Genomic DNA, 21,029 nt, shown 5'->3' on the forward strand with positions numbered 1-21,029 from the left:
TCACATGACTTTGAGCAACACCCCCAGCAGCCCGTTGAACGCCGTCGCCGACGAAGCACTCGGTCTTACGCCCGCCGCTCCCGAAGCCGTCGCGCAGGCTGACGCCAAGCCGACCTTCGCGTCGCTCGGCCTGTCCGCGGACGTCGTCTCCGCGCTGACCGCCGCCGGCTACGAGCACCCGACGCCGGTGCAGCAACGCGCGGTGCCGGCAGCGATCGCCGGCCGCGACCTGCTGGTTTCGAGCCCGACCGGCTCGGGCAAGACCGCCGCGTTCATGCTGCCCGCCATCGAGCGTTTCTCGCAGCTGCAAAAGACGCAGGCGAGCCAGCCGCGCGAGCCGCGCCCGGCCGACGGTGGCCGCGGCCGCCGTCCGCAGCCGGTCGCGCGTCCTACCATGCTGGTGCTGACCCCGACCCGCGAACTGGCGATGCAGGTCACGACCGCCGCCGCGACCTACGGCAAGCACCTGAAGCGCCTGCGCACCGTCAGCATTCTCGGCGGCGTCGCTTATGGCCAGCAGCTGATGCTGCTCGCGAAGAACCCTGAAATCCTCGTCGCGACGCCGGGCCGTCTGATCGACCACCTCGAGCGCGGCCGCATCGATCTGTCGCAACTGCAGATCCTCGTGCTCGACGAAGCCGACCGCATGCTCGACATGGGCTTCATCGACGACATCGACACGATCGTCGCCCAAACGCCGGCTACGCGTCAGACCATGCTGTTCTCCGCCACGCTCGACGGCAAAATCGGCTCGCTGACCGGCCGTCTGTTGAAGGACCCGGAGCGGATCGAGATCGTCCAGCGCTTGGAACAGCGCACCAACATCGCGCAAACCGTCCACTACGTCGACGACCGCGATCACAAGGACCGTCTGCTCGACCATCTGCTGCGTGACGACGGCCTCGACCAGGCCATCGTCTTCACGGCCACCAAGATGGACGCCGACCAGTTGGCGGGCCGTCTGGCCGACGCCGGCTTCGAATCGGCCGCGCTGCACGGCGACCTGCCGCAAGGCGCGCGTAACCGCACGATCCGCGCACTGCGCGAGCGCCGCGTGCGCGTGCTGGTTGCGACCGACGTCGCCGCTCGCGGTATCGACATCCCGGGCATCACGCACGTGTTCAACTACGACCTGCCGAAGTTCGCCGAAGACTACGTGCACCGTATCGGCCGTACCGGCCGTGCGGGCCGCTCGGGTATCGCCGTGAGCCTCGTGCATCACGCCGAACAGGGCGCGTTGAAGCGCATCGAGCGCTTCGTGCGCACGCCGCTTCCGGTCAACGTCGTCGAAGGCTTCGAGCCGCGCAAGGCGGCGCCCTCGGGCAACGGCCGTCCTGGCTTCGGCGGCCGCGGCCGTCCTGGCGGTGGTAATGGCCGTCGCTTCGGCAGCGGCTCGGGCAAGCCGGGCGGCTACGGCGGCTCGCGCAACGGTAACGGCACTGGCAACAGCAACGGCGGCGGCTGGGGCAACAAGTCGGCCGGCGGTTCGCGCGAAGGCTTCGGCTCGCGCGAAAGCCACGGCGGTTCGCGCGAAGGCTTCGGCGGTGGCTCGCGTGACGGCTACGGCGCGCGCCGCAACGACGGTCCCCGTTCGGCACGTCGCGGCAGCTAATAGCGACCCACCTGACCGACCGGATGGCTTCGCGCCGTCCGTGACACAGAAGAAAACCGGCGCTCGGGCGCCGGTTTTTTTTCGTCTATCGACTGGCCGCCCCAAATTTCACGATGTAAAAAATTTTTTTGCGTCGTAAAAAATCATGCTGCAAGGCACAAGAAGGACTATTGCAACAGGGAAAATATCGTTTCTTATCGCGAAAAGCAGGCATCAAGTCATTGATTTTATATAAAAATAAATATTGGAAAAACGCTTTGCGGCGTCTATTGTGCGTCCTTCGATTTGCCTAGACTCTTATATAAGACTTCACGAAACAGAACGCCTCTCCGGGCCCGACGCTTCGAGAAGACAGAGTCACCCATCCTCCATAACTGGCATCGAAGGAGCACATCATGACCATGACCCGCGAACAGCAAGTGCAGCAACTCAAGCAGCAATGGGAATCGGACCCGCGTTGGAAAGGTGTCAAGCGCACCTACTCGGCCGAAGACGTGGTGCGTCTGCGCGGCTCGGTGCAACCTGAGCACACGCTCGCGAAGCGCGGCGCGGAAAAGCTGTGGGCCGCCGTCAACAACGAGCCGTTCGTCAACTCGCTCGGCGCGCTGACCGGCAACCAGGCGATGCAGCAGGTGAAGGCTGGTCTGAAGGCAATCTATCTGTCGGGCTGGCAGGTCGCGGGCGATGCCAACGTCGCCGGTGAAATGTACCCGGACCAGTCGCTGTATCCGGCCAACTCGGTGCCCCTCGTCGTCAAGCGCATCAACAACACGCTGACGCGCGCCGACCAGATCCAGTGGTCGGAAGGCAAGAACCCGGGCGATGAAGGCTACGTCGATTACTTCGCGCCGATCGTGGCCGACGCGGAAGCCGGTTTCGGCGGCGTGCTGAACGCATTCGAACTGATGAAGGCGATGATCGAAGCGGGCGCGTCCGGCGTGCACTTCGAAGACCAGCTCGCATCGGTCAAGAAGTGCGGTCACATGGGTGGCAAGGTGCTCGTGCCGACCCGCGAAGCCGTCGCGAAGCTGACAGCCGCGCGTCTGGCCGCCGATGTGTCGGGCGTGCCGACCGTGCTGCTCGCCCGCACCGACGCGGAAGCCGCCGACCTCGTGACCTCGGACATCGACGACAACGACCGCCCGTTCCTGACCGGCGAGCGTACCGTCGAAGGCTTCTACCGCACGAAGCCCGGTCTCGAGCAGGCAATCTCGCGCGGCCTCGCCTATGCGCCGTACGCAGACATGATCTGGTGCGAAACCGGCAAGCCGGACCTCGAGTTCGCCAAGAAATTCGCCGACGCGATCCACAAGGAGTACCCGGACCAACTGCTGTCGTACAACTGCTCGCCGTCGTTCAACTGGAAGAAGAACCTCGACGACGCGACGATCGCGAAGTTCCAGCGCGAACTCGGCGCGATGGGCTACAAGTTCCAGTTCATCACGCTGGCCGGCTTCCACGCGCTGAACTACTCGATGTTCAACCTCGCGTACGGCTATGCGCGCAACCAGATGACCGCGTTCGTCGAAATGCAGCAGGCGGAGTTCGCGGCGGCCGAAAAGGGCTTCACCGCGGTCAAGCATCAGCGCGAAGTCGGCACCGGCTACTTCGACGCGGTCACGCAGACGGTCGAGCGCGAAGCATCGACGACCGCGCTGCACGGTTCGACGGAAAACGAGCAGTTCTTCGACAAGAAGGTCGCCTGAGATCAACCAGTCGGGTTATGCAGTCCCGTGGCCTGAGCGCAGGAACGATCGGCAAACGTCGAGCGGCACCACCAGAGTGCCGCCGACGCAGGGAGGGCCGTGCCGTGCTGGATTGGCAGGAGCGTCAGCGCGAACGCCGACGGCCGGAGAGTCTCAAAGAAGCCAGCACGCGGCAAGCGTGCGGCGAACCTGAACGCGCCGGCAGCGCCGCCGGCGCGCTTTTTTTCGAAGGCGGTGCCTGCCGGCACGCTGCCGGCAGTGCCAAGCGATTCAGCGATAGACGATCACAGGAATTTTCGTATGCGTGAGCACGCGCTGCGTTTCACTGCCGATCAGCAGGCTGCCGAGCCCGCGCCGCCCATGCGATGCCATGAAGATCACGTCGCAGCGCCCCTGCTCCGCCGCTTCGATGATGCCGAGATACGGCGCCGGATGCACGCTCGTGCGGCTCTCGACACTGACGCCGACGCGGTGCGCCGCATGCTCGACTTCGCGCAGATGCACGCGCGCCTCGCGCTCGCTGCGTTGCAGGAACTCGCCGGGCGGTTCGACCACGACATCGGAGAACGGCGAGTACGGATATTGCGGCAGACAGGCGTATGCGGTAACGCGGGCGCCCACGGCCTGCGCGAGGTCGATCGCGCCCGCTATCGCCTTGCGTGACAGATCTGAACCATCGGTCGGAATCAGGATGTGCCTGAACATGATCCCCTCCGTCGCCGGCGGCCCGCAGCACGGCGTCAGCGTCCAACAAAGCCCAGGGTGCAGGCTGCTCGAAACGATTGTAATGCGTATGAATGCGGGTATTCGCGTCTGTCTGGAGATTGGCGCATCAGTCCCAGTAACCGGGTTCGCCGTACGTATGCTTGAGAAAGTCCAGAAACAGCCGCACCCGCAGCGGCAGATGACGGCGCTGCGGGAACACCGCGTGGATGCCGATCGGCGGCGCGGCGAATTCGTCGAGCACGCTGACGAGGCGGCCCGCCGCGATCTCCGCGCCGACCTCCCACCACGAGCGCCACGCGAGCCCGTGTCCGGCGAGACACCATTCGTGCAGCACCGCGCCGTCCGAGCACTCCATCGTGCCGGACACCTTGATCGACACGACCTTGCCGTCGTGCTGAAACATCCAGCCGCGCTGCTGGTTCGCGCTGGCGCCGAGCGCGAGGCAGTTGTGGCGCGCGAGATCGGCCAGGCTGCGCGGCGCGCCGCGCCGGCTCAGATACGCGGGCGACGCGACGCATACGCGCCGGTTCTCCGCGAGCTTCAGCGACACCAGCGACGAATCGGGCAACTCGCCGAGCCGCACCGCGCAATCGAAGCCTTCGTTGACGAGGTCGACGAGGCGGTCGGACAGATCGAGCGTGATCGACACGTCCGGATGCGCGACCGTGAACGCGGGCACCAGTGGCGCCACGTGCCGGCGCCCGAAGCCGGCCGGCGCCGACAGCCGGAGATGGCCGCTCGCCTTCACGCCGCCCGCCGACACGCTCGCCTCGGCGTTCTGCATGTCGTGAAGAATGCGCTGGCAGTCTTCGAGAAAGGCCGAGCCTTCGAAGGTCAGCGTGAGCTTGCGCGTCGTGCGCACGAGCAGCTTGACGCCGAGGCGCTCCTCCAGTGCGTCGATGCGCCGGCCGATGATCGCGGGCGCGACGCCCTCGGCGAGCGCCGCCGCGGACAGACTCCCTTTGGCCGCGACAGTGGCGAAGGTCTCGATCTGCTTGAAACGGTCCATGAACGATACGCGCCGCGGCGAGGCGGAACAGTGAGCAGTGCGCCTCAGATTAGGCACGCAAAAGTAAAAGATCAAGTGATCTTTAGCCTATTTTTTAGCACCTAAGGTCAGCAATACAATCGATCCCGACCTCTGACAGGAGCGCATGGCAATGTCGGCCACAACGACACCTTCCCCGCGAGCAGTGATTTTCGACGCCTACGGCACGTTGTTCGACGTGCATTCGGTGATCGCCGCCGCGGAGCAACTGTTCCCCGGCCACGGCGACGCGCTGTCGCAGCTGTGGCGCCAGAAGCAGATCGAATACACGCAATTGCGCACGCTTGCCGCGCGCAGCGACGCCCCCGGCGAACACTACCGCCCGTTCTGGGACATCACGCTCGACGCGCTGCGCTTCGCCGCGAAAAGACTGCAGCTCACGCTCGGCCGCGCGGCCGAAAAGCGGCTGATGGACGAATACACGTGCCTGTCCGCATTTCCCGACGCGGTGCCCGTGCTGCGTGCGTTGCGCGAGGCCGCCGCCGCGCCACGCGTGGGGCTCGCGATTCTGTCAAACGGCAATCCGCAAATGCTCGATATCGCGGTCAAGAGCGCCGGCATGAACACCCTCTTCGATCACGTGCTGTCGGTCGACGCCGTGCGCGCGTACAAACCCTCGCCTGCCGCGTATGCGCTCGGCCCCGACGCGTTCGGCGTGGCCGCGCGCGAGATCGTGTTCGTGTCGTCGAACGGCTGGGACGTCGCGGGCGCGACATGGTTCGGCTTCACGACGTTCTGGCTGAACCGGCAGAACCTGCCCGTCGAAGAGCTCGGCGTGACGCCGCATGGCACCGGTAGCGGCATGAACGATCTGCTGGACTTTCTGCGCACACTCGCGACGTCGTCACGTTCGAGCGGCGGCCGTCGAACGAAAGTTCCTGGCAGTGGCAGTCGCAAGCGCGCCGGCCCGCGCGTATGACGGCGCCCCTCGCATTCGGCAATCCACTTCCCCCTTTTCAACCTTCGCATTTTTGCAATCTGACCGACCAAGGAAAAAACATGGCTAATCCGCTGTCGTTGCCGCAAGGCATGGAAATCACCGGCGACATCAAGCCCGGCTTTGAAGCGATCCTCACCCGCGAAGCGCTGGAACTCGTCGCGGCCTTGCACCGTACGTTCGAGCCGCGCCGTCAGCAGTTGCTGCAGGCGCGCGTCGAGCGCGCGAAGCGGCTCGACGCGGGCGAGCGGCCCGACTTCCTCGCCGCCACGAAGAGCGTGCGCGAAGGCGACTGGAAGATCGCGCCGCTGCCGCAGGATCTGCAGTGCCGGCGCGTCGAGATCACCGGCCCCGTCGAGCGCAAGATGATCATCAACGCGCTCAATTCGGGCGCCGACTCCTACATGACCGACTTCGAGGATTCGAACGCGCCGAGCTGGGACAATCAGATCACCGGTCATATCAATCTGAAGGACGCGGTGCGCCGCACGATCTCGCTCGAACAGAACGGCAAGTCGTATCGGCTCAACGACAGGACCGCGACGCTGATCGTACGTCCGCGCGGCTGGCATCTCGACGAGAAGCACGTGAAGGTCGACGGCCAGCGCGTGTCGGGCGGCATCTTCGATTTCGCGCTGTACATGGTGCACAACGCGAAGGAGTTGATCGCGCGCGGCTCGGGTCCGTACTTCTATCTGCCGAAGATGGAGAGCCATCTCGAAGCGCGGCTGTGGAACGACCTCTTCGTCGCCGCGCAGGAAGCGGTCGGCGTGCCGCGCGGCACGATTCGCGCGACGGTGCTGATCGAGACGATCGTCGCCGCGTTCGAAATGGACGAGATCCTGTACGAGCTGCGTGAACATAGCTCGGGCCTGAACGCGGGCCGCTGGGACTACATCTTCTCGGCGATCAAGAAGTTCAAGAGCGACCGCGACTTCTGCCTCGCAGATCGCTCGCAGATCACGATGACCTCGCCGTTCATGCGCGCGTACGCGTTGCTGCTGCTGAAGACCTGCCATCGCCGCAACGCGCCGGCGATCGGCGGCATGAGCGCGCTGATTCCGATCAAGAACGATGCGGCCGCGAACGACAAGGCGATGGCCGGCGTACGTTCAGACAAGGCGCGCGACGCGGGCGACGGCTACGACGGCGGCTGGGTCGCGCACCCGGGCCTCGTGCCGGTCGCGATGGAAGAGTTCGTCAAGGTGCTCGGCGATCGGCCGAACCAGATCGGCAAGCAGCGCGTCGACGTGCTCGTGAGCGCGACCGACCTGCTCGACTTCCGCCCGGAAACGCCGATCACCGAAGCGGGCTTGCGCAACAACATCAACGTCGGCATTCACTACCTCGGTTCGTGGCTCGCGGGCAATGGCTGTGTGCCGATTCACAACCTGATGGAAGATGCGGCCACCGCCGAGATTTCGCGCTCGCAGGTCTGGCAGTGGATCCGCTCGCCGAAGGGCAAACTCGACGACGGTCGCAAGGTGACGGTCGAACTGGTGCGCGAGCTCGCGGCGCAGGAGCTCGACAAGGTCAAACAGACGGTGGGCGAAGATACGAAGCCGTATGAGCGTGCCGCGCAGATCTTCGAGCAGATGTCGACCGCGGAGCAGTTCACCGATTTTCTGACGCTGCCGCTTTACGAAGAGATTTGATGGTGTTGATGATGCGGGCTCGAGCGCCTTGGGCCTGCTCGAGCCAGGTGATCGCGTCGGCTTGAAGGACGGCACGCCGCGGACATACGTGGCGCGCCGTTTTTTTTGCTCGCCTTCGTGGACCAGCTCAGCGCGTGCGCCGATGTTCGACCCAATCTCCTGAACGGATCTCGGGCAGCCCTTTTACGGCGCTCGGCGCGACCGGATAGAAGCGGCAATTCACGACGTTGCCGTCCACTTTGACCATCACCTCACGTGTCAGAAAACGATCCTCGACGCCCGGATACACGGCTTCGATTTCGTCGAGCACCGCGACGAGCGCATCGTCGATTTCATAGACGTCGCCGCGCACGTCGATACCCGCTTCGTCGACGACGAGACCCGGATAGTCGCCAAAATCGAACAGATGGCCGCGCACGGTGGTACTGCCGAGCAGGCTCGGTGCGGGGATGTCGTTGCGCGCGGCGGCTTCGCTGATGTCGTTGGTTTCACCGGCACGCAGCGTGCCGTAGACAAAGACGGTCTGCATCGTCGTTGAGTCTCCATGGTCAGAGGTGATGTCGGTGGCTCGGAGGCCATCGGGACATTATGCAACGGCGGCCCGTCGGCAACAGAAACTGGGCACGGCCTACAATGCTTGATGCCCGCGGCGGTGAATGGCCTCGACCGCGCTTCGCCGTTGCCAGCTCCGTGATCCGAACCGACCTTGCCATGACCTCGTCCTCCGACTCCGACTTGTTGAGCCGCGTGCGTTTCGCCGACATACCGCCCGAGTTCGCGCCGAACGAGATGCATCCGATCCGCGTGCGCTCGCGGCCAATGCCGGCGGGCTGGCATATCGCGCGTCATACGCATGCCTGGGCGCAGGTCGCGTATGCGTCGCGCGGCGTACTGCTGGTAGCAACGACGGGCACGACATGGATGGTGCCGCCATCGCGCGCAATCTGGTTGCCGCCGCATGTGACGCACGAAGTGGTCGCCGTCGAGGATGCGTTCCTGCGCACGCTGTACATCACCGAGAGTACGGTGCCGGCCGGGCTCGATACGCCGCGCGTCGTCGAAGTATCGAACCTGTTGCGCGAGGTGATTGCCGCGCTCGATACGCCTGGCCTGTCCGCCGCGCGCGAGCAGCTGCTCGGCGCGCTCGCGCTCGATGAACTGACGCGCTCCGAGCCGTTGCCGCTGTCCGTGCCGATGCCCAGCGAAAAGCGCCTGCGCGCGCTGTGCGAGGCCGTGATCGCCGACCCGATGCATGGCGAGTCGCTCGAGCAGTGGGCATCGACGGTGGGCGCGAGCACGCGCACGATCGCGCGGCTGTTCCGCCAGGAGCTGGGTGTGAGTTTTTCGCAGTGGCGTCAGCAGGCGATTCTCGCGCGCGCCATTCCATTGTTGAGCCAGGGACGGCCGCTGTCGCACGTCGCGCAGGAACTGGGCTATCAGAGCCAGAGCGCCTTCTCCGCGATGTTCCGGCGTGCGTTCGGCGCGAGTCCACGCGCGTTTATCGAACGAGGCGCCGAGCATCGCGCGAGCAACGGCGAGCATGATGACGCGCAAACGGATGAAGAAACGGCACAGGATCAAGCCGGTTCGACGGACGTCGCCGAGCGGTGAATGGCGACAACTAGCGGTGCGCGTCGGCCATCAATGCGGGGCACGCCTCAAACCCGCCGCGCCAGATGACGGATTGCGCCTAGCTGCGCGAGCCGCGGCCCGGTGAGCTTATAGCCCTTGCGCAGATAGAGCCGCGCCGCCGGATTGTCGACGAACACGCGCAACTGCAACTCGCGCAGCCCGCGCTCGCGCGCCCATTGATGCGAGATGTCGAGCAGGAACGTACCGGCGCCAAGCCGACGATATCCTTCGGCGATCTGCACGTCGCGGATATGCAGCGAATCACCCTCCTCGGTGATACGCAGCACGCCCATGGGCACGCCATCCACTTCGAGAATGAAATTCTCCGATTCGCGCCAGCTGCCGAGAAACAGATCGCTGCGCCACACCAGATGATGCCGGCGATAGTAGCCGCCCATGTTGTTGCGGGTCAGCGCCTCGGCAAACTCGAAATCGTCCATGCTGGCCGTGCGCAGATGAAACGGTGACGGAGCTTCGGTGGGATCGAACATGGCAGGACCGCGAGGATGAGTCGGATAAACGGTAAAACAGGCCGCGCGCGCTGGCAATGGCTGTTTGTCCCGAGCCTTCCGGGAGGCGGCCTGCAACGGCAGTAGAAACGGAGCGGTTACGGTCCTATGTGCAGGCGCCATCACCCGCTCACCAGCACGACGGCTGCGGACATACACGTTCGCATCGTCGGCACAGCGCACGAAGCAGTGGCCGCGCCGTTCCAGTTCCTTGTCCACCACGTCGAGCAACACGTTGGCCAGCAACGGCGGATCAACCGGATCACGCTGGCCTCCCCAATTCGTTTTCTGTAGACGGTCAATCAGGATGTCGTGGTTGACCTCCGACCGGTTTGGGGATCGTCACCCGACATACCGGAGCGGGCCGGTACGTCCCCTCTGCAACTGTTCATAAATCGCCGCGTCGTGCGCACGCCGTCCGGGCCGGAAGCCGTAGGTAAGAGCGCACTCCTTCATGGCACAGCCGCCGCATTTACGCCGCTTCGTCCTGGTCACGAGAGCTTCGCGGTCTATTACCCGCCCGCCCTGCTTGGCAACGCCTTCTATGCGGTTCTTGTTTATCGGCTCGCGACTTACGCTCCACGCTTCCTTCCCACATTCGGCCGCCGTCATGCAGTTGCGCTTCACTTCATTCGCTGTGACCAGCTCATGGCGGGACTTGCACTCGCAGGAGTGCGCCCATGCTGGGCGCACAATAAAAAAAGCCCACTTCTTGCGAAGTGGGCTTTCTCAAATCTGGCGGAGCGGACGGGACTCGAACCCGCGACCCCCGGCGTGACAGGCCGGTATTCTAACCAACTGAACTACCGCTCCAGATTTTGCATCGCAGCCTGCGAGCCATACTCTCAGCTTGCTGCACCGTTCAAACTTCCAACCGAACGACGCCGATGTTCTGGCGTCCCCTAGGGGATTCGAACCCCTGTACTCACCGTGAAAGGGTGATGTCCTAGGCCTCTAGACGAAGGGGACAACGTACTGCTTACACCTTTAATGAAAAAGCCCGTTCAAGTATGTGTGAACGGGCTTTGTCTGGCGGAGTGGACGGGACTCGAACCCGCGACCCCCGGCGTGACAGGCCGGTATTCTAACCGACTGAACTACCACTCCAGTCTTTACACCCTGCTTGCGAGCGTCGGTTAATTCTCTGCAAGCTGCGCTGCTTTACTACTACTCGAATACTAAAGCGACGCTGATGTTTGGCGTCCCCTAGGGGATTCGAACCCCTGTACTCACCGTGAAAGGGTGATGTCCTAGGCCTCTAGACGAAGGGGACAAAATCTTTTCAGATCCGTCTCAATTCGCTTTTGACTTGATCAACTCGCGCTAACTTTTCAGTTAATTCGCCAAGCTATTTTCAGGTCAACAGCGAAGACCGCTACTTTAACTACATTTCAGCGATTTGTGAAGTCTTTTTTCTACAACTATCAGACTTCTTAACCACTTTCACCTCTTTGCTCTGTTGGTGGAGGTAAGCGGGATCGAACCGCTGACCTCTTGCATGCCATGCAAGCGCTCTCCCAGCTGAGCTATACCCCCGCGCACATCAGAGAAACGAGATTTTAGAGGGCGATCTGCGCTTTGTAAATACCCTTTGAGCGATTACATGCGGATTTTTCCGGCGGCATGCGAAACCTCTGACGCACGCCGCCAACGGATTAGCCAAGCGCTTTTTCGATGCGGCTAACGACGACGTCGCGACCGAACAGCATCAGCACGCTATCGATCGACGGTGTATGTGTCGTACCCGCCACCAGCAGACGCACCGGCATCGCGAGCTGCGGCATCTTCAGCTTGTGCGTGCCGAGCGTCGCTTTCAGCGCGGCGGCGATCGCCTCCTTGGTCCATTCGACCGTATTCAATGCAGCGGCCAGATCAGCGAGCGCCGGACGAACCGCGTCGGTGACGTGCTGTGCAAGCGACTCAGCGTCGGGTGCCGGGGTGCGATAGAACATCGCGGCGTTCTGCGCGATCTCCTTCACGGTCGACGCCCGATGCTTCATCAGGCCCACCACGCCCGTCAGATCCGGACCTTGGGCGAGTGTGGCTTCGTCGATGTCGAGCTCCGCGAAGAACGGTTTCGCCAGTTCGGCGAGGCGTGCGCTGTCGGCTTCCTTGATGTAGTGCGCGTTGAGCCAGTTCAGCTTGTCATGGTCGTACTGCGCCGGCGACTTGCCGAGGTGCTCGAGATCGAACCACTCGACGAACTGCTCGCGCGTGAAAATCTCCGCGTCACCATGCGACCAGCCGAGGCGCGCCAGATAGTTGACGACCGCTTCCGGCAGATACCCCGCATCGCGATAACCCATCACGCTCATTGCGCCGTGGCGCTTGCTCATCTTCTCGCCCTGCTCGTTCAGCACGGTCGGCAGGTGTGCATACACCGGCGGCTCGCCACCGAGCGCGCGCAGTATGTTGATCTGGCGCGGCGTGTTGTTGACGTGGTCGTCGCCACGAATCACGTGAGTGATGCGCATGTCGAGATCGTCGACGACGACGCAGAAGTTATACGTCGGCGTGCCGTCCGGACGCGCGATCACGAGGTCGTCGAGTTCTTCGTTCGAGATTTCGATGCGGCCTTTCACCGCGTCGTCCCACGCGACCACGCCGGTCAGCGGATTGCGAAACCTTAGCACCGGCTTCACGCCCACGGGCGGCTCCGGCAGCACCTTGCCCGGCTCCGGGCGCCACGTGCCGTCGTAGCGCGGCTTTTCGCCTGCTTCGCGCTGGCGCTCGCGCAGCGCTTCGAGCTCTTCGGTCGACATGTAGCACGGATAGACGAGCCCCGCCTCCTGCATCTGCTTCAGCACTTCGCCGTACCGGTCCATGCGCTGCATCTGGTAGAACGGGCCTTCGTCGAAATCGAGGCCGAGCCACGCCATGCCTTCGAGAATCGCGTCGACGGATTCGGTCGTGGAGCGCTCGAGGTCGGTGTCCTCGACCCGCAGCACGAAGGTCCCTTTCATCTTGCGCGCGAACGCCCACGGATACAGCGCGGAGCGGATGTTGCCCAGGTGGATGAAGCCGGTGGGACTCGGTGCGAAACGGGTACGAACGGAGGTGGTCATTAGCGGTTACTCGGAAAACAGGCGCCGGCGCTCAGGCGAACACGACTGCGAAGCGCGGCAGCGAAGCGTGCCCATGCTGCGCGCGACGTCGCGCACGGCCACGAGGGAATAAGTGCAAGAGCCGAATTATACCTTCCGCACGCGGGTTGCCGCCCTCGTCCGAACGGCCTATGGCGCATGGGCGAACGGCGTCCGGACATCTGCGTACGCACCTTCCCGGCGCTCGCCCAACTCATCTTGAAAAAGCGCCGCGTCAGTTCCGAATACTTCCTCTGCAACGTTTCATTACAGCGGACCGCGCGAGCCGATCGTTTGCATTAAGATGTGCGCGCGCTGCGATGCGGGCTTACCGCACCTCGATCCGATCCGGAGCGAACACCGCTGCAAGCGCGCGCAATCGCCGTCGGCGATCCGCCCGGTCTGACCTCAGCCTGATCGCGGTACGCGCGACGCCGCTCGCGTCGCGCGCGCCGTTGCTGGAGAACTCGTTGAAACCCTCATCCCCGAACTTGAGCCGCCGCAGCTTTTCGCTAGCGGCCGCATCCGCGGTGCTTGCCGCCTGCACCACGACCGCCGGCAAACTCGATGGCGCGCCGATCACCGCGACGCCCGCCGTTCCCCCGCCGCCTGAAAAAGCGCAACAGAAGCCGGTTCGCGTCGCGCTCGCTCTCGGCGGCGGCGCCGCGCGCGGCTTTGCGCACATCGGCGTCATCAAGGCTCTCGAGGCGCGCAATATCCAGATCGACCTGATCGCCGGCACGAGCGCCGGCTCCGTCGTCGGCGCGCTGTACGCGTCGGGCATGAACGGCTTCGCGCTGAACAAGCTCGCGCTGTCGATGGACGAAGCGTCGATCAGCGACTGGGCGATGCCGTTTCGTACGCGCGGCTTCCTGCAGGGTGTGGCGCTGCAGAACTACCTGAACACGACGCTGAACAACCGCCCGATCGAGAAGATGGCGAGGCCGCTCGGCGTGGTCGCGACCGATCTGCAAACCGGCCAGCCGATCCTGTTCCAGCGTGGCAACACCGGCATCGCGGTGCGCGCGTCGTGCAGCGTGCCGTCGATTTTCGAGCCGGTGAAGATCGGCGGTCACGAGTACGTGGATGGGGGTCTCGTGAGTCCGGTACCGGCGTCGTTCGCGCGCAAGATGGGTGCGGATTTCGTGATCGCCGTCGATATCTCCCAGCGACCGGAAAACGGCGTCACGGCAAGCTCGTTCGACGTGTTGATGCAGACCTTCACGATCATGGGCCAGACGATCAAGGCCTACGAGCTCGACAAGTACGCCGACGTGGTGATCCGGCCGAATCTCGCGGCGATGAGCGGCAGCGATTTCTCACAGCGCAACGCCGCGATCCTCGCCGGCGAGGAAGCGGTCGCGAAGATGATGCCGGAGTTGCAGCGCAAGCTCGCCGCGCGGCTCATGGGAGCCTGAAAGCCCGGCGACGCACGAAGCAGGCTTTTTTATCGCCAGGCCTGGCGCCGAATCAGTTATTCCCGCCGATCGTCGCGGTCACGCGCTTGCGCAGATCGTCGGCCTGATACGAGGTCTCGATCCGACGCGCACCCGTAAAGCGCTTTTCCCAGTAGCCGTCATCCATGTCGTCGACGCGGATCGTGCTGCCGGTGGACGGCGAGTGCACGAACTTGTTGTCGCCGATATAGATGCCGACGTGCGAGAACGTGCGGCGCATCGTATTGAAGAACACCAGATCGCCCGGCTTCAGGTCGCTTACCCGCACCTTCTCGCCCAGGCGGCTCATTTCCTCGGCACGGCGCGGCAGCGCGAGACCGAGCGTGTCCTGGAACACGTAGCGCACGAAACCGCTGCAATCGAGCCCCGAATCAGGCGTATTGCCGCCCCAACGGTAGCGAACGCCGATCATGTTCAACGCGCCGACCACCACGTCGCCCGCTTTGCCGGCCATGCCCGAAAGGAACGATTTGGCGCTGCCGCTTTCGCCGCCTGCGGCCTTGGTTTGGGGAGTGAGAAGGGAGAGAGGATCCGAGCCGTTGGTGGGCGGATATGAGGCATTCTGATTAAAACCGCTTACTTCGTCGGCGAACGCGCCGGGAGCTGCTGCCATCAAGACGCCAATGAACATCCCGGCGACGACGCGCGTGCAAGCCTGGGTGAAGTTTCTGTGCTGCATTGGTCGGTAGTTTTTGCCAAAAAATCAGGGGTCTAGAAAAAAAGTTTGCTCGATACTAGCCAGTAAGTATTTGCCTGTCAAAAGGAATAGGAAAAATCAATCGACAGACGCACTCAATTGGGGAAAGGGTGAAAAATCAACGATCAAGCGCCGCTTTCAGCAGCTTTCGCGTGTAAGGATGCACGGGTGCAGCAAAAATTTTCTCGACTTCGCCGGTCTCGACGATCGACCCGTTTTGCATCACCACGACTCGGTGCGCCATCGCCCCGATCACTTCCAGGTCGTGGCTGATGAATACGAAGCCGAGGTTGTATTTGTGCTGCAAACCGGTGAGCAGCTTGAGCACCTGCTGCTGGATCGATACGTCGAGCGCGCTGGTCGGTTCGTCGAGGATCAGCACGCGCGGCTCCAGTACCAGCGCGCGCGCGATCGCGATGCGCTGCCGCTGCCCGCCCGAAAATTCATGCGGGTAGCGATACAGCGCAGTCCGGTCGATGCCGACTTCGCGCAGCACCGCGACGACCTTGTCGCGCCGCGCCTGCGGAGTCATCTGCGGCCGATGCAGCGCGAGCCCCTCACCGACGATCCGCTCGATCGTCTGCCGCGGCGAAAGCGAACTAAAAGGGTCTTGAAAGACGACCTGCATATTCGAGCGCAGCGCGGTCTTTTCGGCGCCGCGATAGCTCGCGAGCGCCCTGCCCTGAAACTGGATCTCGCCATGCGCGGTGCGCTGCAGACCGAGCAGTGCCATCGCGAGCGTCGACTTGCCCGATCCCGATTCACCGACGATCCCGAGCGTCTCGCCCTGGCGCACCGACACGTTCGCCGCGTCGACCGCGCGAAACCGCCCCGCGCCGAACCAGCCACGCAGGCCGGTCAGTTTCGTTCTGAAGTCGACCGCCACATCGCGCGCTTCGAGCAGCACCGGCGAGATCGGCAGCACCGGCACGACCTCGCGCTGCGGCCGGCTCGCGAGCAGCCGCTGGGTATACGGATGGCGCGGCGCCTCGAACACCTGCTCGACCGTGCCGGTTTCGACCAGCACGCCTCGCTCCATCACCGCGACGCGCTGCGCGAAGTGACGCACGAGGTTCAGGTCGTGCGTGATCAGCAGCACGGCCATGCCGCGCTTTTTTGCTTCGTCGCGCTGCAGTTCCAGCAGAAGCTCGACGATTTGCGCGCGAATCGTCACGTCGAGAGCGGTGGTCGGCTCGTCGGCGAGCAACAGGCGCGGCCGGCAGGCGAGCGCCATCGCGATCATCGCGCGCTGCCGCTGCCCGCCCGAGAGCTGATGCGGGTAGCTGTTGATGCGCTTCTCCGGCTCGGTGATGCCGGTGCGCGCGAGCAGCGCGACCGCCCGCCTGCACGCTTCGGTCGCGCTGACGCCGTCATGCACGACGATCGTTTCCGCGATCTGGTCGCCGATCGTATACAGCGGATTGAGCGCGGTCATCGGTTCCTGGAAGATCATCGCGATGTCCGAGCCGCGCAGGCCGCGCATCGCACGCTCGCTCTTCGCGAGCAGATCTTTGCCATCGAAGCGGATCGCCCCGCTCACCTGCGCGTCGTTCAGCAGGCGCAGCACCGACAGCGCGGTCACGCTCTTGCCCGAGCCCGATTCGCCGACGAGCGCGACGCGTTCACCGCGCGCGATCGCGAGCGTGACGTCGTCGACGGCCACCGTGTCGCCGAACGCGACACGCAGATGGTCGAGTTCGAGCAGCGGCATGTCCGTCGATCGCGGATCGATTTGCGGCAGCGCGCTCATTGACCACCTCCGGCGTGTATCGCATCGGAGATACGCGTGTCGAGCGCGTTGCGCAGCGCGTCGCCCATGAAGGTCAATAGCAGCAGCATCGCCACCAGCACGCCGAAGGTCGACACCGAGATCCACCCCGCGTCGAGATTCGCCTTGCCCTGAGCGAGCAGTTCGCCCAGGCTCGGCGTCGGCGGCGGCACGCCGAGGCCGAGGAAGTCGAGACTCGTCAGCGCGAGAATCGCGCTGCTCATGCTGAACGGCAGGAACGTGATGACCGGCGTCAGACTGTTGGGCAACACGTGACGCCACATGATCTGCCAATGCGACAGGCCCATCGCGCGCGCGGCGCGCACGTAGTCCTGCTGGCGATTGCGCAGGAACTCGGCGCGCACGTAGTCGGACAGGCCGATCCAGTTGAACAGCGACAGCAGCACGATCAAAAGAGCGAAGCTGCGCTCGAAGATCGATGAAAAGATGATCAGCAGATAGAGCTGCGGCATCGCGTTCCAGACCTCGATCAGACGCTGCCCGACGATGTCCGTTCGCCCTCCGAAGTAACCTTGCACCGCCCCCGCGGCGATGCCGACGATCGTGCTGATCACGCTCAGCACGAGGCCGAACACGACCGACACGCCGAAGCCGTACAGCAGACGCGCGAACAGATCGCGGCCGCGGTCGTCGGTGCCGAGCCAGTTCTCGCGCGACGGTGGCGCCGGGTTGGGCGTCTTCGAAAAGTAATTGAGCGTGTCGTAGTAGTAATGATTGGGCGGATACAGCGCGAAGTTGCCCGGCGCATCGAAGCGGTGACGGATGTACGGATCGAGATAATCGGCCGGCGTGGGGAAGTCGCCACCGAAGGTGGTCTCGGCGTAAGTCTTGACGAGCGGGAAATACAGATGGCCGTCGTAGCGCACGACGACCGGCTTGTCGTTCGACCACAGCGGCCCCACGAGGCTCGCCGCGAACGCGACGACGAAGATGATCAGGCTCCAGTAGCCGAGACGCTGCTGGCGAAAACGCTGCCACACGCGACGCGCCGGCGACGGCGACATCAGTGCCCGCGCGGGTTCGGTGCGCGCCGCCGCGTCGGCGGAAAGGCGAGCTCGATTCATCAGCGCTCCAGTTGTTCGAATTGGATGCGGGGATCGACCCACACATAGCAAAGGTCGGAGATCAGCCGCGTGACGAGGCCGATCAGCGTGAACAGATACAACGTGCCGAGCACGACCGGATAGTCCCGCCGCATTACCGATTCATACGACAGCAACCCGAGCCCGTCGAGCGAGAACAGCGTTTCGATCAGCAGGCTGCCGGTGAAGAACGCGCCGATGAACGCGCCCGGGAAATTGACGATCAGCGGCAGCAGCGCATTGCGAAACACGTGCTTCCACAACACGCGCCGCTCGGACAAACCTTTGGCACGCGCGGTCAGCACGTACTGCTTGCGGATTTCGTCGAGGAACGCGTTTTTCGTCAGCATCGTGACGACCGCGAAGCTGCCCACCACCGACGCCGTGATCGGCAGCGTGATATGCCATAGATAGTCGAGGATCTTGCCGACGAGGCTCAACTGGTCCCAGTTGTCGGAAGTGAGGTTGCGCAGCGGAAACAGCTGCAGGAACGTGCCACCGCCGAACAGCACGAGCAGCAGCACGCCGAGCACGAAGCCCGGAATCGCGTAGCCGACCAGCACGACGAGGCTCGTCGCGATATCGAAGTGCGAGCCGTTGCGCACCGCCTTCGCGATGCCGAGCGGCACCGATATCAGATAGGTGAGAAAGAACGTCCACAGGCCGATGCTGATCGACACCGGCAGCTTCGACACGATCAGCGACAATACGCTCTGGTGACGGAAATAGCTCTGGCCGAGATCGAAGGTCGCGAAGCGCTTGAGCATCAGCACGTAGCGTTCGAGCGGCGGTTTGTCGAAGCCGTACAGCTGCTTCAGTTGCGCGATCTGTTGCGCATCGACGCCGCTATGCGAGCGCAGCCCGAACGGCGAGGCGCCCTCCGCGCCCTTGCGCAGTTCGTGCTGCATCTGCTCGACGGGGCCGCCCGGCACGAACTGGATCACGACGAAGGTCAGCGTCAGCACGCCGAGCAGCGTCGGGATCATCAGCAGCAGGCGTTTGAGGATGTAGCTCCACATAGGCGGTGTTCCAGTGCGAACGCGTTGGTGGGGGCGATGGATCTGCGGATCAGTCGGCGCTGCCCGTGGGCGTGCGCGCCCGCGGATCCTCGTACCACCACATCGTCGTGATCCAGCCCTCCGCACCATAGTACAGCGGCAAAGTCTTCGGCCACGCGAGCCCGCGCTTGAACGCGACGCGATGGGTGCCGCTGTACCAGTGCGGCACCACATAGTAGCCATGCATCAGCAGACGGTCGAGCGCGTGCGCGGCATCGGTCAGCTGTTCGCGCGTTTGCGCATGCACGAGCGCGTTCAACACCGCGTCGACGGCCGGCGACTTCAGGCCGATCGCGTTGTCCGAGCCGGGGGTATCGGCGGCCTTGCTGCCGAAGCGGGTGATCTGCTCGGAGCCCGGCACCTGCACGTCGGGCATGCGAATCGTCGTCACGTCGAAGTCGAATGCGTCGAGCCGCTTCTGATAGACCGCGAAGTCGGTGGTGCGGAAGTTCGCGGTAATGCCGAGCTTTTGCAGATTGCGCGTGAAGGTCGCGATGATCGGCTCCATCGACGAGGCCGAACCCGAGTCGTCGAGTATCTCGAACTGGAACGGCTCGCCCTTCGCGTTGCGCAGCGCGCCGTCACGATAGGTCCAGCCGGCCTGCTGCAGCAGATCGCGCGCCTGCAGCAGATTCGCGCGCAGCGAGCCGGGCGGATCGGTATCGGGCTGCTTCGGCGGCGGCCCGAATACCGCCGGGTCGAGTTGGGCGCGAAACGGCTCCAGCAGCGCGAGTTCGCCAGGCGAAGGCAGCCCCTTCGCCTGCCATTCGGTGTTGGCGAAATAGCTGTCGATGCGCGTGTACTGGTTGAAAAACAGCTGGCGGTTCAGCCACTGAAAGTCGAGCGCGAAATCGAGCGCCTTGCGCACCCGCACATCCTGGAACAGCGGCCGGCGCGTGTTCAGGAAAAAGCCCTGCATGCCGGTGCCGTTGTGCTGCGCAAACTCGCGCTTGATCAACTCGCCACTGTCGAACTTCTTGCCGACGTCGCGCCGCACCCAGTTGCGCGCGATATATTCGACCAGCGCGTCGTACTCGCCAGCCTTGAACGCCTCGAGCCGCGCGGTGCTATCGGCATACAGCTTGTAGACGATGCGATCGAAGTTGTTCATGCCGACGCGCACCGGCAGATCGGCGCCCCAATAGTGCGGGTCGCGTTTGAACGTGATCGTGCGGCCGTTGTCGTAGCTGTCGATCAGATACGGCCCGCTGCCGACTGGCTTTTCGAATGCGAGCTGGTCGAATGGAACACGGCTGCCGTCGGGCTTCATCCCCCACTTGCGCGAGAACACCGGCATGCTGCCCGCGAGCAGCGGCAACTCGCGATCGCGATCGCGAAACTCGAAGCGCACCGTGGCCGGATCGACGACGACCGCACGCTTGATCTCGCTGAAAAGCGATGCGAACTGTGGCGCGGCCTGCGGGCTCTTCAGCGTGTCGAGAGAGAACTTGACGTCGTCGGCGGTCACAGGGTCGCCGTTCGAAAAGCGCGCGCGCGGATTGATGTGAAACGTGACCGACAGGCCGTCGGGCGCGACGACGATGTCGTCGGCGAGCAGCCCGTAGGCGGACGCGACTTCGTCGCTGCTGCCGATCGTCAGGCTCTCGAACATCAATTCGAGGCCGGGCGCCGCATTGCCACGCAGAGTGAACGGATTGAACTTGTCGAAGCTCGTTAGACGGCTCGGGTTCGCGAGCACGAGCGTGCCGCCTTTCGGCGCATCGGGATTGACGTAGTCGAAGTGCTTGAAGCCGGCCGGATATTTGGGCTCGCCGTATTGCGCGATCGCATGCGCGGCATGCGCGTGCGGCGCGACGAGCAGACTCGCGCACAGCAACGCGACGGCGAGCGCGGCGCGCAAGGGTCCGTGGATCACGCTGTGTCGAAGTCCCTCAGGCGTTTGAACCCGTCGCGAGCCAGTTGTCATGGAGTCGTGCTGGTAAATGGGCAGTGGCGATGTGGGGGATTCTACCCAATTAGCTTGCGCGATCTGGCGGGCGACTGCGACGAAATGCGTCAGCGACGGATGTTTCAGCAC

16 protein-coding genes, 5 tRNA genes and 1 pseudogene are annotated in these 21,029 nt (G+C 63.9%); 6 read left to right on the forward strand and 16 right to left on the reverse strand.

All coding sequences use genetic code 11. The annotated features are described in order from the left end of the window. Positions 1 to 4: 4 nt before the first annotated feature. Together OKW37_RS15460 and aceA are read left to right on the forward strand one after the other, a co-directional pair. Positions 5 to 1,612 (forward strand): DEAD/DEAH box helicase, encoded by a 1,608-nt coding sequence (locus OKW37_RS15460; RefSeq protein WP_429405542.1) that lies wholly within the window; start codon positions 5 to 7, stop codon positions 1,610 to 1,612. A gap of 401 nt (positions 1,613 to 2,013) precedes the next feature. Next, the gene (gene aceA / locus OKW37_RS15465) at positions 2,014 to 3,318 is read left to right on the forward strand and encodes an isocitrate lyase (protein WP_184057372.1); all 1,305 of its coding nucleotides are present in this window, start codon (positions 2,014 to 2,016) and stop codon (positions 3,316 to 3,318) included. Positions 3,319 to 3,588: 270 nt separating this feature from the next. On the opposite strand, the gene OKW37_RS15470 is transcribed toward aceA, so the two are convergent. Both OKW37_RS15470 and OKW37_RS15475 read right to left on the reverse strand, forming a co-directional pair. Then, positions 3,589 to 4,023: a universal stress protein gene (locus OKW37_RS15470; RefSeq protein ID WP_429405541.1), complete on the reverse strand. Its 435-nt coding sequence runs from the start codon at positions 4,021 to 4,023 to the stop codon at positions 3,589 to 3,591. A 127-nt stretch (positions 4,024 to 4,150) separates the two neighbouring features. Next, positions 4,151 to 5,053 (reverse strand): LysR family transcriptional regulator, encoded by a 903-nt coding sequence (locus OKW37_RS15475; protein WP_429405540.1) that lies wholly within the window; start codon positions 5,051 to 5,053, stop codon positions 4,151 to 4,153. A gap of 151 nt (positions 5,054 to 5,204) precedes the next feature. On the opposite strand from OKW37_RS15475, the gene OKW37_RS15480 reads away from it, so the two are divergent. Together OKW37_RS15480 and aceB are read left to right on the forward strand one after the other, a co-directional pair. Further along, the gene (locus OKW37_RS15480) at positions 5,205 to 6,011 is read left to right on the forward strand and encodes a haloacid dehalogenase type II (RefSeq protein WP_429405539.1); all 807 of its coding nucleotides are present in this window, start codon (positions 5,205 to 5,207) and stop codon (positions 6,009 to 6,011) included. 80 nt (positions 6,012 to 6,091) lie between these two features. Next, positions 6,092 to 7,684, forward strand: a complete 1,593-nt coding sequence (gene aceB / locus OKW37_RS15485) for a malate synthase A (RefSeq protein ID WP_429405538.1) — start codon at positions 6,092 to 6,094, stop codon at positions 7,682 to 7,684. 127 nt (positions 7,685 to 7,811) lie between these two features. On the opposite strand, the gene OKW37_RS15490 is transcribed toward aceB, so the two are convergent. Continuing rightward, positions 7,812 to 8,213, reverse strand: a complete 402-nt coding sequence (locus OKW37_RS15490) for a gamma-glutamylcyclotransferase family protein (protein WP_184056958.1) — start codon at positions 8,211 to 8,213, stop codon at positions 7,812 to 7,814. A 182-nt stretch (positions 8,214 to 8,395) separates the two neighbouring features. Here OKW37_RS15490 and OKW37_RS15495 point away from each other — a divergent pair, with 182 nt between their 5' ends. Continuing rightward, entirely contained in the window at positions 8,396 to 9,295 is a 900-nt protein-coding gene (locus tag OKW37_RS15495) for an AraC family transcriptional regulator (RefSeq protein ID WP_429405536.1), read from the forward strand. Between the two features lie 47 nt (positions 9,296 to 9,342). Here the strand turns inward: OKW37_RS15495 and OKW37_RS15500 are convergent, their stop codons facing one another. The 8 genes and pseudogenes from OKW37_RS15500 to gltX all read right to left on the reverse strand — a co-directional run bounded on the left by OKW37_RS15500 (position 9,343) and on the right by gltX (position 12,890). Beyond that, positions 9,343 to 9,807 (reverse strand): GNAT family N-acetyltransferase, encoded by a 465-nt coding sequence (locus OKW37_RS15500; RefSeq protein ID WP_184056962.1) that lies wholly within the window; start codon positions 9,805 to 9,807, stop codon positions 9,343 to 9,345. A gap of 138 nt (positions 9,808 to 9,945) precedes the next feature. Beyond that, positions 9,946 to 10,074, reverse strand: a pseudogene (locus OKW37_RS15505) (reverse transcriptase domain-containing protein); the annotation flags it as partial. Between the two features lie 487 nt (positions 10,075 to 10,561). Further along, a tRNA-Asp gene (locus OKW37_RS15510) sits at positions 10,562 to 10,638 on the reverse strand. An 80-nt stretch (positions 10,639 to 10,718) separates the two neighbouring features. Then, a tRNA-Glu gene (locus OKW37_RS15515) sits at positions 10,719 to 10,794 on the reverse strand. A gap of 61 nt (positions 10,795 to 10,855) precedes the next feature. Continuing rightward, positions 10,856 to 10,932, reverse strand: a tRNA-Asp gene (locus tag OKW37_RS15520). 90 nt (positions 10,933 to 11,022) lie between these two features. Next, positions 11,023 to 11,098 (reverse strand) — tRNA-Glu (locus tag OKW37_RS15525). 187 nt (positions 11,099 to 11,285) lie between these two features. Then, positions 11,286 to 11,361, reverse strand: a tRNA-Ala gene (locus OKW37_RS15530). Between the two features lie 119 nt (positions 11,362 to 11,480). Further along, positions 11,481 to 12,890, reverse strand: a complete 1,410-nt coding sequence (gltX, locus tag OKW37_RS15535) for a glutamate--tRNA ligase (protein WP_429405534.1) — start codon at positions 12,888 to 12,890, stop codon at positions 11,481 to 11,483. 488 nt (positions 12,891 to 13,378) lie between these two features. Here gltX and OKW37_RS15540 point away from each other — a divergent pair, with 488 nt between their 5' ends. Next, the gene (locus OKW37_RS15540) at positions 13,379 to 14,326 is read left to right on the forward strand and encodes a patatin-like phospholipase family protein (protein ID WP_429405532.1); all 948 of its coding nucleotides are present in this window, start codon (positions 13,379 to 13,381) and stop codon (positions 14,324 to 14,326) included. A 52-nt stretch (positions 14,327 to 14,378) separates the two neighbouring features. Here the strand turns inward: OKW37_RS15540 and OKW37_RS15545 are convergent, their stop codons facing one another. The 5 genes from OKW37_RS15545 to OKW37_RS15565 all read right to left on the reverse strand — a co-directional run bounded on the left by OKW37_RS15545 (position 14,379) and on the right by OKW37_RS15565 (position 20,918). Further along, positions 14,379 to 15,044 (reverse strand): C40 family peptidase, encoded by a 666-nt coding sequence (locus tag OKW37_RS15545; protein WP_429355731.1) that lies wholly within the window; start codon positions 15,042 to 15,044, stop codon positions 14,379 to 14,381. Positions 15,045 to 15,180: 136 nt separating this feature from the next. Next, entirely contained in the window at positions 15,181 to 16,812 is a 1,632-nt protein-coding gene (locus OKW37_RS15550; protein ID WP_429405530.1) for an ABC transporter ATP-binding protein, read from the reverse strand. Continuing rightward, positions 16,809 to 17,915, reverse strand: a complete 1,107-nt coding sequence (locus tag OKW37_RS15555) for an ABC transporter permease (RefSeq protein WP_429405528.1) — start codon at positions 17,913 to 17,915, stop codon at positions 16,809 to 16,811. Before OKW37_RS15555 ends, OKW37_RS15550 begins: the two co-directional genes overlap by 4 nt. Next, entirely contained in the window at positions 17,915 to 18,952 is a 1,038-nt protein-coding gene (locus tag OKW37_RS15560) for a microcin C ABC transporter permease YejB (RefSeq protein ID WP_090800650.1), read from the reverse strand. The genes OKW37_RS15555 and OKW37_RS15560 overlap by 1 nt, the downstream gene beginning before the upstream one ends. A gap of 49 nt (positions 18,953 to 19,001) precedes the next feature. After that, positions 19,002 to 20,918 carry an extracellular solute-binding protein gene (locus OKW37_RS15565; RefSeq protein ID WP_429405526.1) on the reverse strand — a complete coding sequence of 639 codons (1,917 nt, stop codon included), beginning with the start codon at positions 20,916 to 20,918 and terminating at the stop codon, positions 19,002 to 19,004. Positions 20,919 to 21,029: the final 111 nt, after the last annotated feature.

The organism is Paraburkholderia sp. MM5482-R2 (assembly GCF_050436125.1).
Classification (GTDB): domain Bacteria; phylum Pseudomonadota; class Gammaproteobacteria; order Burkholderiales; family Burkholderiaceae; genus Paraburkholderia; species Paraburkholderia tuberum.

Excerpts from the sequence above, each read along its gene's own strand:
- OKW37_RS15460 (WP_429405542.1), top strand. The coding sequence starts at position 5 with ATGACTTTGAGCAACACCCCCAGCAGCCCGTTGAACGCCGTCGCCGAC.
- aceA (WP_184057372.1), top strand. The coding sequence starts at position 2,014 with ATGACCCGCGAACAGCAAGTGCAGCAACTCAAGCAGCAATGGGAATCG.
- OKW37_RS15470 (WP_429405541.1), bottom strand. The coding sequence starts at position 4,023 with ATGTTCAGGCACATCCTGATTCCGACCGATGGTTCAGATCTGTCACGC.
- OKW37_RS15475 (WP_429405540.1), bottom strand. The coding sequence starts at position 5,053 with ATGGACCGTTTCAAGCAGATCGAGACCTTCGCCACTGTCGCGGCCAAA.
- OKW37_RS15480 (WP_429405539.1), top strand. The coding sequence starts at position 5,205 with ATGTCGGCCACAACGACACCTTCCCCGCGAGCAGTGATTTTCGACGCC.
- aceB (WP_429405538.1), top strand. The coding sequence starts at position 6,092 with ATGGCTAATCCGCTGTCGTTGCCGCAAGGCATGGAAATCACCGGCGAC.
- OKW37_RS15490 (WP_184056958.1), bottom strand. The coding sequence starts at position 8,213 with ATGCAGACCGTCTTTGTCTACGGCACGCTGCGTGCCGGTGAAACCAAC.
- OKW37_RS15495 (WP_429405536.1), top strand. The coding sequence starts at position 8,396 with ATGACCTCGTCCTCCGACTCCGACTTGTTGAGCCGCGTGCGTTTCGCC.
- OKW37_RS15500 (WP_184056962.1), bottom strand. The coding sequence starts at position 9,807 with ATGTTCGATCCCACCGAAGCTCCGTCACCGTTTCATCTGCGCACGGCC.
- gltX (WP_429405534.1), bottom strand. The coding sequence starts at position 12,890 with ATGACCACCTCCGTTCGTACCCGTTTCGCACCGAGTCCCACCGGCTTC.
- OKW37_RS15545 (WP_429355731.1), bottom strand. The coding sequence starts at position 15,044 with ATGCAGCACAGAAACTTCACCCAGGCTTGCACGCGCGTCGTCGCCGGG.
- OKW37_RS15550 (WP_429405530.1), bottom strand. The coding sequence starts at position 16,812 with ATGAGCGCGCTGCCGCAAATCGATCCGCGATCGACGGACATGCCGCTG.
- OKW37_RS15555 (WP_429405528.1), bottom strand. The coding sequence starts at position 17,915 with ATGAATCGAGCTCGCCTTTCCGCCGACGCGGCGGCGCGCACCGAACCC.
- OKW37_RS15560 (WP_090800650.1), bottom strand. The coding sequence starts at position 18,952 with ATGTGGAGCTACATCCTCAAACGCCTGCTGCTGATGATCCCGACGCTG.
- OKW37_RS15565 (WP_429405526.1), bottom strand. The coding sequence starts at position 20,918 with ATGACAACTGGCTCGCGACGGGTTCAAACGCCTGAGGGACTTCGACAC.